The organism is Pseudomonas sp. B21-040 (assembly GCF_024748695.1).
Classification (GTDB): domain Bacteria; phylum Pseudomonadota; class Gammaproteobacteria; order Pseudomonadales; family Pseudomonadaceae; genus Aquipseudomonas.
In genome coordinates this window covers 6,231,056-6,244,482 of the sequence record NZ_CP087176.1, presented here as the reverse complement: position 1 = coordinate 6,244,482, position 13,427 = coordinate 6,231,056, and the positions used below count along the sequence as shown (strand labels likewise).

14 protein-coding genes are annotated in these 13,427 nt (G+C 60.8%); 10 read left to right on the top strand and 4 right to left on the bottom strand.

The annotated features are described in order from the left end of the window. Positions 1-212: 212 nt before the first annotated feature. Positions 213-1,631, bottom strand: coding sequence for an IS1182 family transposase (locus tag LOY55_RS28630; RefSeq protein WP_223525272.1), 1,419 nt, complete (start codon positions 1,629-1,631; stop codon positions 213-215). A 331-nt stretch (positions 1,632-1,962) separates the two neighbouring features. Between LOY55_RS28630 and mdcA the strand changes: the two genes are divergently transcribed. The 9 genes from mdcA to madM all read left to right on the top strand — a co-directional run bounded on the left by mdcA (position 1,963) and on the right by madM (position 9,233). Next, positions 1,963-3,633, top strand: a complete 1,671-nt coding sequence (gene mdcA / locus LOY55_RS28625) for a malonate decarboxylase subunit alpha (protein ID WP_223522928.1) — start codon at positions 1,963-1,965, stop codon at positions 3,631-3,633. Continuing rightward, the gene (locus tag LOY55_RS28620) at positions 3,633-4,508 is read left to right on the top strand and encodes a triphosphoribosyl-dephospho-CoA synthase (protein ID WP_223522926.1); all 876 of its coding nucleotides are present in this window, start codon (positions 3,633-3,635) and stop codon (positions 4,506-4,508) included. Before mdcA ends, LOY55_RS28620 begins: the two co-directional genes overlap by 1 nt. Next, complete coding sequence (locus LOY55_RS28615) at positions 4,508-4,807, top strand: malonate decarboxylase subunit delta (protein WP_223522924.1); 300 nt, start codon at positions 4,508-4,510, stop codon at positions 4,805-4,807. The genes LOY55_RS28620 and LOY55_RS28615 overlap by 1 nt, the downstream gene beginning before the upstream one ends. Continuing rightward, positions 4,800-5,663, top strand: coding sequence for a biotin-independent malonate decarboxylase subunit beta (locus tag LOY55_RS28610; protein ID WP_223522922.1), 864 nt, complete (start codon positions 4,800-4,802; stop codon positions 5,661-5,663). The genes LOY55_RS28615 and LOY55_RS28610 overlap by 8 nt, the downstream gene beginning before the upstream one ends. After that, on the top strand, positions 5,660-6,463 hold the full coding sequence (gene mdcE / locus LOY55_RS28605) for a biotin-independent malonate decarboxylase subunit gamma (RefSeq protein ID WP_046029777.1): 804 nt from the start codon (positions 5,660-5,662) through the stop codon (positions 6,461-6,463). The genes LOY55_RS28610 and mdcE overlap by 4 nt, the downstream gene beginning before the upstream one ends. Continuing rightward, a complete protein-coding gene (locus LOY55_RS28600; protein ID WP_109785617.1) occupies positions 6,457-7,077 on the top strand; it encodes a malonate decarboxylase holo-ACP synthase in 621 nt (206 codons plus the stop codon). Before mdcE ends, LOY55_RS28600 begins: the two co-directional genes overlap by 7 nt. Beyond that, entirely contained in the window at positions 7,074-7,985 is a 912-nt protein-coding gene (mdcH, locus tag LOY55_RS28595; protein WP_109785616.1) for a malonate decarboxylase subunit epsilon, read from the top strand. The genes LOY55_RS28600 and mdcH overlap by 4 nt, the downstream gene beginning before the upstream one ends. A 65-nt stretch (positions 7,986-8,050) precedes the next feature. Further along, entirely contained in the window at positions 8,051-8,467 is a 417-nt protein-coding gene (madL, locus tag LOY55_RS28590) for a malonate transporter subunit MadL (RefSeq protein ID WP_046029780.1), read from the top strand. A gap of 1 nt (position 8,468) precedes the next feature. Next, a complete protein-coding gene (madM, locus tag LOY55_RS28585) occupies positions 8,469-9,233 on the top strand; it encodes a malonate transporter subunit MadM (RefSeq protein WP_046029781.1) in 765 nt (254 codons plus the stop codon). A gap of 105 nt (positions 9,234-9,338) precedes the next feature. Here the strand turns inward: madM and LOY55_RS28580 are convergent, their stop codons facing one another. Continuing rightward, positions 9,339-10,259, bottom strand: coding sequence for a LysR substrate-binding domain-containing protein (locus LOY55_RS28580; RefSeq protein ID WP_109785615.1), 921 nt, complete (start codon positions 10,257-10,259; stop codon positions 9,339-9,341). A 183-nt stretch (positions 10,260-10,442) separates the two neighbouring features. Between LOY55_RS28580 and LOY55_RS28575 the strand changes: the two genes are divergently transcribed. Further along, positions 10,443-11,060 (top strand): PAQR family membrane homeostasis protein TrhA, encoded by a 618-nt coding sequence (locus tag LOY55_RS28575; protein WP_046029783.1) that lies wholly within the window; start codon positions 10,443-10,445, stop codon positions 11,058-11,060. Positions 11,061-11,145: 85 nt separating this feature from the next. Here the strand turns inward: LOY55_RS28575 and LOY55_RS28570 are convergent, their stop codons facing one another. Both LOY55_RS28570 and LOY55_RS28565 read right to left on the bottom strand, forming a co-directional pair. After that, the gene (locus tag LOY55_RS28570; protein WP_046029784.1) at positions 11,146-11,865 is read right to left on the bottom strand and encodes a 16S rRNA (uracil(1498)-N(3))-methyltransferase; all 720 of its coding nucleotides are present in this window, start codon (positions 11,863-11,865) and stop codon (positions 11,146-11,148) included. 134 nt (positions 11,866-11,999) lie between these two features. Next, positions 12,000-13,406, bottom strand: a complete 1,407-nt coding sequence (locus LOY55_RS28565; protein WP_223522920.1) for an adenosylmethionine--8-amino-7-oxononanoate transaminase — start codon at positions 13,404-13,406, stop codon at positions 12,000-12,002. Between the last annotated feature and the right edge of the window lie 21 nt (positions 13,407-13,427).

The following is a 13,427-nucleotide window of genomic DNA, read 5'->3' as shown; positions in this document are numbered from 1 at the left end:
GCTGTAGGCGGCGACGCCAGAGTGCGTAGCCTCGCACCCTTCCTGCTTACAAACTTTTAAACACAAAAATCCCAATCGGCTGGCAAAAGTTGAAGATTCCCAAAAAGCGACCTATCCAGACTGTGTGAAAACGCGCTGAAGGCCGGCCCAACAAACGCCCCGACTTGTTCGGGGCGTTTGTTTTGGTGCGGGCGACAGGCGAAAAAAGCCTTTCAGCCCATTAACGCCATCAATTGGCGGGCCCCGAGCACACTAATTGCGCGTTTTAGGTTGTAGGCACTCACTGCCAAGGCCATTTCCGCTCTCGCGCCCTCCAGTTGACGCAACAGGAAGCGAGCATTGCCAAACAGCCATTGCTTCAGGTTGCCGAAGGGGTGCTCAACAATGGATCTTCGGTTGGCCATCATCTGCGGATGGGCCAGCATTCGTTGCTCCATTCGCTCAAAGGCTTCTTCATGGGCGTGGCGTGAGACGTAGCGGCGCTGAGCGCCAGTGCATTGGGATTTGAGCGGGCAGGCGGCGCAGTCGCTGACATCTGCCTGATAGATCCGATCGCCCTTGTGGCGCTGTTTGAGCGTTAACCACTTGCCTGCCGGGCACTGATAACGATCGTGTTCGGCTTCGTAGATAAAGTCTTTGCGCTCAAAAAAGTCCTCACCACCAGGATTGACCGAGCGGTTGGGCGGCACATAAACGGTAATCGCAGCCTCCTCGCAGGCCTGAAACTGCTGGCCGTTGGAGTAGCCGGCATCGGCAGTCACGGTCAGGGCATCTTGTTCCAGCTGTTCTTTGGCGGCTTTAGCCATTGGTTCGAGTTGCTTGCGGTCGTCGCCATCCTGGGTAACCTCATGATGCAGAATCAGGCAATGCTTGGCATCCACGGCGCTCTGCACGTTATAGGACACACGCGGCCCCTTGGGCGTGCGCATCATTCGGGCATCGCTTTCGTGGGTGTTGAACTGCTCCAGGCCCATCGAGTTCATCAGCGCTTGGCAGCTCTGATTGTCCTGCTGGCGAACTTTAAGCTGCACCAGTGCTGTTTTGATCGCGCCGCGATCAATCACCTCTCCCGCATCGAGCCTGTCAGCCTCATCCAGTTCGGCCAGATACTGAGCGATGCGCTTATCCAGTTTTTCTTCCTGACGCTTGAGTTGCTTGAGGTTCATATGGCGCCGCGAGGAAGCGACTGCCTGAAACTTGCTGCCGTCGATGGCCACCAAGTCTCCTGCGATCAGACCGGCCATGCGGCAAAACCGGACGAAGGCACCGCACGTCGCCACAAAGGCGGATTTGTTGTTTTTGCGAAAGTCGGCGATGGTCTTGAAGTCGGGCTTAAGCCGGTTGATCAGCCACATCACTTCGATGTTGCGCTGGCACTCGGCTTCGAGACGCCGCGATGAGCGAATCCGCTGAAAATAGCCATAGAGGTAGAGCTTGAGCTGATCGGCAGGATCATAAGAAGGACGACCTGTGCTTTTGGGCAGCGCTTTATCAAAGCCCAGTTGCACCAGATCCAGCTTGGCGACGTACAGGTCAATAACCCGAACGAGATGATCCTCGGGGATCAGTTCTTCCAGCGAGACCGGGAACAGACTGGTCTGGCTACGGGACTCACCTTGGATGTAAGCCATAACGAAAAATGCTCCGTATCTTTCGATACGGAGCATTTTCTTTGAGCTTTGCGCAGATTGCTAGGTTTTCACACAGTCTGTATCGGTCCTTTTTTGGGACTGATCGGTTTGATCGTTCCAACGCTCTGCGTGGGAATGCAGCCCGGGACGCTCCGCGTCCCATTCAGAGCTGGAACGCGGAGCGTCCCTTGAGGCATTCCCACGCGGAGCGTGGGAACGATCGTTTAGGCGATCATTACCCTGACCGTAACGATCCGTCTCTGTGCTTGATTGATGCCCCCCACCCAACACTCCTAAGGTGACCCCACGACAGCGAACCCGTGGAGTGGTCATGACAACAACAATATCCCCCGACTCGCGATGGACGCGCCGGCGCAGCGAAAAGCAGCGGCGTCTGGCGTTGGTCAAGGATCTGGCCGACGGTGTGGTGTTGCCCACCGACAACATCGTCGCCGCGCTGGAGGCGTTGATCCTGCCCGGCGACCGTGTGGTGCTGGAGGGCAATAACCAGAAGCAGGCGGATTTCCTCTCCCGTTCCCTGGTCAAGGCCGATCCCGCCAAGCTGCACGATCTGCACATGATCATGCCCAGCGTCGGCCGTGCCGAGCACCTGGACCTGTTCGAACGCGGCATTGCCCGCAAACTCGACTTTTCCTTCGCCGGCACCCAAAGCCTGCGCATCAGCCAGCTGCTGGAAGACGGCCTGCTGGAAATCGGCGCGATCCACACCTACATCGAGCTCTATGCGCGGCTGGTGGTCGACCTGATTCCCAACGTCGTGCTCTCGGCCGGTTTCATGGCCGACCGTGCCGGCAACATCTACACCGGCCCCAGCACCGAAGACACCCCGGCCCTCATCGAGCCCGCGGCTTTCAGCGATGGCATCGTTATCGTTCAGGTCAATCAACTGGTGGACGACGTCACCGACCTGCCGCGCGTCGACATCCCCGCGTCCTGGGTCGATTTCGTGGTGGTCGCCGACAAGCCGTTCTACATCGAACCGCTGTTCACCCGCGATCCACGTCACATCAAGCCCGTGCACGTGTTGATGGCGATGATGGCGATCCGCGGCATCTACGAAAAACACAACGTTCAGTCGCTCAATCACGGCATCGGTTTCAACACCGCCGCCATCGAACTGATCCTGCCGACCTACGGCGAATCCCTCGGCCTCAAAGGCAAGATCTGCCGCAACTGGACGCTCAATCCGCACCCGACCTTGATCCCGGCGATTGAAAGCGGCTGGGTCGAAAGCGTGCATTGTTTCGGCACCGAACTGGGCATGGAAAACTACATCGCCGCACGACCTGACGTGTTCTTCACCGGGCGCGATGGCTCGCTGCGTTCCAACCGGATGTTCAGCCAACTGGCCGGGCAATACGCGGTGGACCTGTTCATCGGCGCCACGCTGCAAGTTGACGGTGATGGTCATTCTTCCACCGTAACCCGTGGACGCCTCGCCGGTTTCGGCGGTGCGCCGAACATGGGCCACGACCCACGCGGTCGCCGTCATGGCACGCCAGCCTGGCTCGACATGCGCCACACCGACGGGCCAGAGCCGCTGCTCGAACGCGGTAAAAAACTCGTGGTGCAAATGGTCGAGACGTTCCAGGAGGGCGGCAAACCAACCTTCGTCGAAACCCTCGACGCAGTGGAGGTGGCGAAGAAAAGCGGCATGCCGCTGGCGCCGATCATGATCTACGGCGACGACGTCACCCACCTGCTGACCGAAGAAGGCATCGCCTACCTGTACAAGGCGCGTTCGCTGGAAGAACGCCAGGCGATGATCGCCGCCGTCGCCGGAGTGACCGTCATCGGCCTGCGCCACAACCCCAAAGACACCGCGCGCATGCGCCGCGAAGGCCTGATTGCCTTGCCCGAAGACCTCGGCATCCGCCGCACCGACGCCACACGCGAATTGCTCGCGGCGAAAAGTGTGGCTGACCTGGTGGAGTGGTCCGGTGGCCTCTACAACCCGCCAGCCAAGTTCAGGAGCTGGTAATGCACGCACTTAACCTGCAACCGAAAACCCTGACCCTGGCCGAGCAATTGGCAGACTTGGCGGTGGACGTACTGATCGACGAAGCAGACCTGTCGCCAAAACCGGCGCTGGTCGATCGTCGCGGCAACGGTGCGCATACCGACTTGCACCTGGGGCTGATGCACGCATCGGCGTTGTCGTTGTGGCCGGCCTTTAGAGAAATGGCGGAAGCCGCCATCGAATTCGGCGAAATCGGCTTGCCGCTGCGTGAAGCAGTGGGGCGGATTGGTCGCGAAGGTGAGCACGCCATGCTCGACACCACCGGCGGCATCAACACCCATCGCGGGGCGATCTGGGCCTTGGGGCTGTTGGTCACGGGAGCTGCGCTGGACCCTCAATCCACTGGCGCCAGCAACGTGTCGTTACGCGCTGCACGCCTCGCGTTACTCGACGACCGCCATGCCCCGCGCCCGCTCAGCCATGGCGCTCAAGTCGCCCGGCGTTACGGCGCACGCGGTGCTCGTGAAGAGGCGCAGCTGGGCTTTCCGGCGGTGATCCAGCGTGCACTGCCGCAACTCAAGCGCAGTCGCGCCGCTGGCCACGGCGAGCAGAACGCTCGCCTCGATGCCTTGCTGGCAATCATGACAACGCTGGCCGACACCTGCGTGCTCTATCGCGCCGGTGAGCAAGGCCTGAACACCATGCAACTGGGCGCCCAGGCCGTGCTCGATGCGGGTGGCAGCGCCAGCTTCGCCGGTCGCCGCCGTTTGCATGAGCTGGATGAACAATTAATCGCGTTGAACGCCTCGCCCGGCGGCGCTGCCGACTTGCTCGCAGCCTGCCTGTTTGTCGACCGTATCGAGTCGTGCGACGGCCTCACCCAGGGAGCTTTCTGATGGAAACCTTATCCTTTGAATTCCCCGCCGGCCAACCGCCACGGGGCCGCACGCTAGTGGGCTGTGTCGGCTCGGGCGATCTGGAAGTGCTGATCGAACCGGGTCAGGCCGGCAAGCTGACGATCACCGTGCAAACCTCGGTCAATGGCAGCGAACAACGCTGGGAACATCTGTTTAGGCGGATGTTCGAGGGCCAGACGCCGCCGGCGATGGACATCGATATCCACGATTTCGGCGCGACCCCCGGCGTGGTGCGCTTGCGTCTGGAGCAAGGCTTTGAGGAGATCGGCCATGACTGACAGCGCAGAACTCTTGCAGCCATACCTACAAAGACGCAGCTTCGTCGAACTCGGCGCCCGGCAACGAGCAAGAGCCTTGCTTGACCCTGGCACCTATCGTGAATTGCTCGACCCGTTCCAGCGCGTCATGTCGCCGTGGCTGTCGCGCCAGGGCGTGGTGCCGCAAGCGGACGACGGCGTGGTCATCGCCAAGGGCAGCATCGGTGGATTGCCGGTGGTGATCGCGGCCATTGAAGGTGCCTTTCAGGGTGGCAGCCTTGGCGAAGTCGGCGGAGCGAAGATGGCGGGCGCGCTGGAGCTGGCCGCCGATGACAACCGCAACGGCATTCCAACCCGCGCCGTGTTGCTGCTGGAAACCGGTGGGGTGCGTTTGCAGGAAGCCAACCTCGGGCTGGCGGCGATTGCCGATATTCATGCGGCCATTGTCGATCTGCGCCAATACCAACCGGTGATTGGTGTGGTGGCCGGCAGCGTCGGCTGCTTTGGCGGGATGTCGATTGCCGCCGGGTTGTGCAGCTATTTGCTGGTGACCCAGGAAGCGCGCCTTGGCCTGAATGGTCCGCAAGTGATCGAACAGGAAGCGGGCCTTGAGGAGTACGACTCCCGTGACCGGCCATTCATCTGGAGCCTGACCGGTGGCGAGCAACGGTTCGCCAGTGGTTTGGTGGATCGTTATGTCGCCGATGATGTGGCGCAGATTCAGCAGCAGGTGAGTGAATTGCTGCAGCAAGGTTTGCCTGCGCAACAACGCAGCCGTCAGGCCGATCTGTTCCTGCAGCGGTTGGCCCGCCTCGATGCCGGGCCGCAAATCGAAGCGGCGACGGTTCGCGATCTGTACCAAGGAGAACGCTCATGAGTTCGTATTCCCTGAGAGGGTTGCACTGGTTCAACGCCTTGAGTGCAGGCGCCAAACCGGTTGAGGGTTTGCCGGCTTCGTTGAAAGTGGCCGATGGTGTGTTGGGTAGTCAGCCGGCGCGGTTTATTGCGGTGGTGGCTGATCCGGACAACCGTTTTGTCCGCGCTCGCAACGGTGAAGTGGGTTTGCTCGAAGGCTGGGGCTTGGCCAAAGCCGTGGATGAAGTGATCGCCGCTGACCGTGACAAACCACACAAGCGTGCCTTGATCGCCATCGTCGATGTACCGAGTCAGGCGTACGGTCGGCGCGAAGAAGCGCTCGGGATTCATCAGGCCTTGGCCGGGGCGGCGGACAGTTATGCCCGCGCTCGATTGGCCGGCCATGCGGTGATCGGTTTGCTGGTGGGCAAGGCGATGTCCGGGGCGTTTCTGGCCCACGGTTATCAGGCCAACCGCCTGATTGCGTTGCGTGATCCGGGGGTGATGGTGCATGCCATGGGCAAGGCCTCGGCGGCCCGAGTGACGTTGCGCAGTGTCGAAGAACTGGAGACGTTGGCGGCCAGCGTGCCGCCCATGGCGTATGACATCGACAGTTACGCCAGCCTTGGATTGCTCTGGGAAACCTTGTCGGTGGAGCAGATCGAACAACCCACGGCGGCGGACCTTACACGGGTGACGGAATGCCTGAGCCTGGCCATCGAGGATGTCGCCGCCAAGGGACGCGACTTGAGCAGCCGCTTGGGCGCGACCCATCGCGCCGCCTCCAGCCAGGTTCGCCAACTGCTGAGAGCACAGTGGTGAATACGCTCCTGGCCCACGACTTGCTCTGGGGGATGACGCCAGAGCAGTTGCCTGCGGATGCGCCTGCGTGGGTGGTCGAGTCGATTTGCGCGGGTCAGCCGGTAGTGGTTCGGCGCGCGATGACGGCGCCGGATCACATCGCGGTCGGGGTGCGTGGGCGTTTGCGCGAGCAGCGTTATGCAACGTCGATGGCAATCACGGCGATTTCGCGTCGGGTCAGGCCGGAAGACCTCAGTCATGTCGAGTCGACTCGCGATCTGCCGGCGCTGCGAGCACTGGCGCAACTGCGGCCGATGCTCGACGCCTGCGGTTGGATATGGGGTATCAGCGGCAGCGCCGGTTTCGAATTGGCCAGCGGTTTTTCCGCGCTGCATGAGCGCAGCGATCTCGATTTGATTCTGCGCACACCGCAGCCGCTGAGCCGTACTCAAGCGCAGGCGTTAGTGACGGTTCTCGACACCGCTGAGTGTCGGGTGGACATGCAATTGCAGACACCGTTTGGCGCCGTCGCACTCCGCGAATGGGCCCGGTCTTCGTCACAGATCTTGCTGAAAAGCGACCGGGTTGCCTGTTTGGTCGGCAACCCCTGGAACCCTCAGGAGCAAGCAGCGTGAGCAGTTTGCTGGTGTTCCCCGGTCAGGGCGCGCAACAGCCGGGCATGCTGCAGCGCTTGCCTCGGGACGTGTTGAACGAGGCGAGTGATGTGCTGGGCGAGGACGTTCTGCTGCTCGATGGCGCCGAGGCATTGAGGTCGACGAGGGCGGTTCAGCTTTGCCTGTTGATCGCAGGCGTCGCGGCGGCACGACAATTGTCGATGAAGCCCGATTACGTGGCCGGGTTATCCATTGGCGCTTACCCGGCAGCGGTGGTCGCGGGTGCCTTGAGTTTCAGCGATGCGCTGCATCTGGTCAGCTTGCGCGGTGAACTGATGCAACAGGCTTATCCACAGGGCTATGGCATGACCGCGATCATCGGTCTGGATTTATCCACCGTGGAAAAACTGCTGGCGCAGGTTCACAGCATCGACACACCGGTTTACCTGGCCAACATCAACGCCGATAACCAGGTGGTGATAGCCGGCAGCGACGAGGCAATGAAAGCAGTGGCGGCGTTGGCGAAAGGTCACGGTGCCGGTCTGGCCAAACGGTTGGCAGTGAGCGTGCCTTCGCACTGCCCGCTGCTGGATGGTCCGGCAAAAATTCTGGCGCAAGCATTCGCCAAGGTGTCATTGAAAACGCCGACCTTGGGCTACCTCAGTGGCAGTCGTGCCCGCCCCATCATCAATGCCGACGCCTTGCGCGATGACCTCGCGTTCAACATGTGCCGTGTCGTTGATTGGCGCGGCACGGTACAAAGCGCCTATGAGCGCGGCGTACGACTTCAGATCGAACTGCCGCCCGGTGCGGTGCTGACCGGGCTGGCGCGCCGGGTGTTCGAGCAAGGCACCGTGATTGCCTTCGACGGTGCGCGGCTCGATACCTTGCAGGCGCTGTTGCGTGAGGAGGGAAGCCGCCAACCCTAGACCTCCGACTCAGGCCTTCGAACAACAAAAACAACATTCGACGATGCATTTTGAGGACTACAACAATGATTATTTACGGTGTGGCGCTGTTGGCGATTTGTACGCTGGCAGGGGTGATCATGGGTGACGCGCTTGGCGTGTTACTGGGCGTCAAATCCAACGTCGGCGGGGTCGGGATCGCGATGATCCTGCTGATCTGCGCGCGGTTGTGGATGCAGAAGCGCGGTGGCATGACCAAGGATTGCGAGATGGGCGTCGGCTTCTGGGGCGCCATGTACATTCCGGTGGTGGTCGCGATGGCCGCGCAACAGAACGTGGTGACAGCCCTGCATGGCGGACCGGTGGCGGTGCTCGCGGCGATTGGTTCAGTGGTGATCTGCGGCTGCACCATTGCGCTGATCAGCCGGACCCACAAAGGCGAACCCTTGCCCGATGAACCGGCGGAAGTTACCCCGGTCGGCACACCAGTAGGAGGTCGCTGATATGTGGGAACTCATTGATAAAGGCTTGACCGCTAATGGTCTGGTGACCGCGTTTGCCTTTGTAGGCGTGATCATGTGGGTGTCGGTTGTCTTGTCGAAGCGTCTGACATTCGGACGAATTCACGGCTCGGCCATTGCCATCGTCATCGGGCTGGTCCTGGCCTGGGTCGGCGGCACCCTGACCGGCGGGCAAAAAGGCCTGGCGGACCTGACGTTGTTTTCCGGCATTGGTCTGATGGGCGGCGCCATGCTGCGAGACTTTGCGATCGTCGCCACGGCATTCGAAGTGCAAGCAACCGAAGCGAAAAAGGCTGGTTTGATCGGCGTGATTGCGCTGCTTCTGGGCACGATCTTGCCTTTCATTGTCGGCGCGAGCATGGCTTGGGTGTTTGGTTATCGTGATGCGATCAGCATGACCACCATCGGTGCGGGCGCTGTGACGTACATCGTTGGGCCGGTGACCGGGGCGGCAATTGGTGCAAGTTCCGACGTGGTGGCGTTGTCGATTGCCACCGGGTTGATCAAGGCGATTCTGGTGATGGTCGGCACACCCATGGCCGCACGCTGGATGGGGTTGGATAACCCGCGTTCGGCAATGGTGTTCGGCGGGTTGGCCGGGACGGTCAGCGGGGTGACCGCAGGCTTGGCCGCGACGGATCGGCGGTTGGTGCCTTACGGGGCGTTGACGGCGACGTTCCACACCGGGCTCGGCTGCTTGCTGGGGCCATCGCTGCTGTACTTCATTGTTCGCGCGATTGTCGGTTAGTGATCGTTCCCACGCTCCGCGTGGGAATGCAGCCCGGGACGCTCCGCGTCCCAAAGCGGACGCAGAGCGTCCATTGATTCATTCCCACGCAGAGCGTGGGAACGATCATTGGGTGGCTTGGCGGTTGGCATACATCCGGCACTCCGCCAACAACGCCAGCAAATTCGGGTCGCGCTCCTTGGCCTTCAAAAACACCACCCCGATGTGCTGCTGCAGCCGGTACTTTTCCTGCAAGGGGATCAGCTTCACCCGGTTCTCGTACACCGCTGCAATCCGGCCTGGCAGCAACGCATAACCCACCCCTGAACTGACCATGCTCAGCAGGGTGAAGATGTCGTTGACCTGCATCGCCACCTTCGGCTCGAACCCCGCCTGCTTGAACACCCGATTACCGTCCTGGTGCGTGGCAAAGCCTTGGGTCAGCGTAATGAATGTCTCGTCGCGCACTTCGGCCAGATCAACTTCCGTGCGCTGGGCGAACTTTGAATCCGCCGGCGTGGCGAGAAAGATGTCGTCGGAAAACAGCGGGATCTGCTCGCAGTCCGGGTCGTTGACGCTCTCGTCCAGCGACACCAGGATCGCGTCGACTTCCATGTTCTTGAGCTTGTACAGCAGGTCAAAGTTCGAGCCGAGGATCAGGTCGATGTTGAGTTCGCTGCGGCGGATTTTCAGGCCCATGATCAGCTGCGGCACGGTCTTCACCGTCAGTGAATACAGCGAGCCGAGCTTGAAGCGTTCAGCGGAAAAACCGGCGGCTTCGCGGGTCAGGCGCACGGTTTCGACCACGTCCTGAATCAGTTTCTGCGCTCTTTCTTCGAGCACGTAAGCGCTTTCCAGTGGCGTCAGGTTACGGCCTTCATGTTTGAACAGCGGGCAGCGCAAGGCACTTTCCAGGGAATGGATCGCCCTGTGTACGCTGACGTTACTGGTCTGCAACTCGGCGGCGGCGCGAGCCAGATTGCCGGTGCGCATGAAGGCCAGGAACACCTCGAGCTTTTTCAGGGTCAATTCTTCGTCGATCAGCATGGCCCGGACTCTTATTCGAATGGCTCGATTGTGCACGCATGCGATGTTTTGTAGCAGCTATGTAGGAGCCGTGTAGGAGCTGTCGAGTGAAACGAGGCTGCGAATTTCTGACCACAACCTCGTTCCACTCGACAGCCCCCACAGTTTGCGCGATGTTGCATCAAATTTTGAGGTGAGCAACGCATGTACCACGGGGAACGATTGAACGCCTGGACGCATTTGGTCGGGGCGGTGGCGGCAACGGTTGGTGTGGTGTGGATGCTGGTGATCGCCAGCATGGACGGCAGCCCATGGAAAATCGTCAGCGTGGCGATTTACGGTTTCACTTTGTTGGTGCTGTACAGCGCCTCGACTGTTTATCACAGCGTGCGCGGGCGCAAGAAAGCGATCATGCAGAAGGTCGATCACTTTTCGATCTATTTGCTGATTGCCGGCAGCTACACACCGTTCTGCCTGGTGACCCTGCGCGGGCCTTGGGGCTGGACGTTGTTCGGGATTGTCTGGGGGCTGGCGCTGATCGGCATCCTGCAAGAGATAAAACCGCGGTCGGAAGCGCGGATTCTGTCGATCGTGATCTACGCGGTGATGGGCTGGATCGTGCTGGTGGCGGTCAAGCCTTTGCTGGCTGCGTTGGGCAGTGCGGGGTTTGCCTGGCTGGCGGCGGGCGGGGTGTTGTACACCGTGGGGATTATCTTTTTCGCCCTCGATCATCGGCTGCGGCATGCCCATGGGATCTGGCATTTGTTTGTGATTGCCGGGAGCTTGCTGCACTTTGTGGCGATTTTCTTTTATGTCCTTTAGACCGCGTCGTGGCCATTCGCGAGCAGGCTCGCTCCTACATTGAAATGCATTTCAATGTAGGAGCGAGCCTGCTCGCAAAAGGGCCCTAGAAATCACCCCAAAGCTGTTGAGCCACCGCCAACGCAACCACCGGCGCGGTCTCAGTGCGCAACACCCGAGGACCGAGGCGGGCGGCATGGAACCCGGCCGATTTAGCCTGATCGACTTCAGCGTCGGACAACCCGCCTTCCGGGCCGATCAGAAACGCCAGCGTCGCAGGCTTGGCATGACTCACCAACGGCTCAGCCACCGGATGCAGGACCAGTTTCAACTCGGCGTCTGTCTGCTTCAGCCAATCCGCCAACAACACCGGCGGATGAATCACCGGCACCCGCGACCGTCCACATTGCTCGCACGCACTGATCGCCACTTGGCGCCAGTGCATCAGGCGCTTGTCGGCGCGCTCGTCTTTAAGGCGGACTTCGCAGCGATCGCTGAAGATCGGGGTGATTTCGGTCACGCCCAGTTCTGTCGCTTTCTGGATGGCCCAGTCCATGCGCTCGCCACGGGACAAGCCCTGGCCCAGATGGATCGCCAGCGGCGATTCAACCTGGCCGGCGAAGCTTTCGTCGATCTGCACCACCACGCGCTTCTTGCCGACTTCTACCAGCGTGGCGCGAAACTCATGGCCCGAGCCGTCGAACAGCTGCAACGCATCACCCTCGGCCATGCGCAGCACGCGGCTGATGTAATGGGCCTGGGCTTCGGGCAACTCATGCTCGCCGGTGCTCAGGGGGGCGTCGATAAAGAAGCGGGACAGTCTCATGCGGGTTCTCTTTAATTTGATCGTTCCCACGCTCTGCGTGGGAATGCCTCACCGGACGCTCCGCGTCCGCTTTTGGGACGCAGAGCGTCCCCGGCTGCATTCCCACGCGGAGCATGGGAACGAGCGTCGTTCAATCAGCCTGGATCGCGGAAGCCGGGGTGGAAGTCTTTCGGCACCGCCACGCTGACGCTGTTGCGCGTGGCGATGTCGATGCCTTCGCTGGCGACTTCCGCCAGAAAGTCGATCTGCTCCGGTGTAATCACGTACGGCGGCAGGAAATACACCACGCTGCCCAAAGGACGAAGTAAAGCACCCCGTTCCAATGCATGCTGGAACACCTTCAAGCCGCGACGTTCCTGCCACGGGTAAGCTTCTTTCGTAGCCTTGTCCTTGACCATTTCGATGGCCAGCACCATGCCGGTCTGGCGCACTTCCGAGACGTTCGGATGGTCGACGAGATGCGCGGTGGAGGAGGCCATGCGCTGCGCCAGGGCCTTGTTGTTCTCGATGACGTTGTCTTCTTCGAAGATGTCCAGCGTTGCCAGGGCTGCCGCGCACGCCAGCGGATTGCCGGTGTAGCTGTGCGAGTGCAGGAAGGCGCGCAGGGTCGGGTAGTCGTCGTAGAAGGCGCTGTAGACGTCTTCGGTCGTCACGCAGGCCGCCAGCGGCAGGTAACCGCCAGTCAGGGCCTTGGACAGGCACAGGAAATCGGGGCGGATGCCCGCCTTTTCGCAGGCGAACATTGTGCCGGTGCGGCCGAAGCCGACGGCGATCTCATCGTGGATCAAGTGCACGCCATAGCGGTCGCAGGCGTCGCGCAGCAGTTTGAGGTACACCGGGTGGTACATGCGCATGCCACCAGCGCCCTGAATCAGCGGCTCGACGATGACTGCCGCGACAGTGTCATGATTCTCTGCCAGGGTCTGTTCCATGGCCGCGAACATGTTGCGCGAATGTTCTTCCCAGCTCATGCCTTCCGGGCGCAGGTAGCAATCGGGGCTCGGCACCTTGATGGTGTCCAGCAGCAGGGCCTTGTAGGTTTCGGTGAACAGCGGCACGTCGCCCACCGACATCGCCGCCATGGTTTCGCCATGGTAGCTGTTGGTCAGGGTGACGAAGCGCTTCTTGTTCGGCTGGCCGCGATTGAGCCAGTAGTGAAAGCTCATTTTCAGCGCGACTTCGATGCAGGACGAACCGTTATCGGCGTAGAAGCACCGGGTCAGGCCTTCCGGCGTCATCTTCACTAGGCGCTCGGACAACTCGATCACCGGTTGATGGCTGAAGCCGGCGAGGATCACATGCTCCAGTTGATCGACCTGGTCCTTGATGCGCTGGTTGATGCGCGGATTGGCATGGCCGAACACGTTGACCCACCAGGAGCTGACCGCGTCGAGGTAGCGCTTGCCTTCAAAGTCTTCCAGCCAAACGCCTTCACCGCGCTTGATCGGGATCAGCGGCAGTTGTTCGTGGTCTTTCATTTGGGTGCAGGGATGCCACAACACCGCGAGATCGCGTTCCATCCACTGTTTATTCAGGCCCATTTTCTGTCTCCTGGAGGCTAC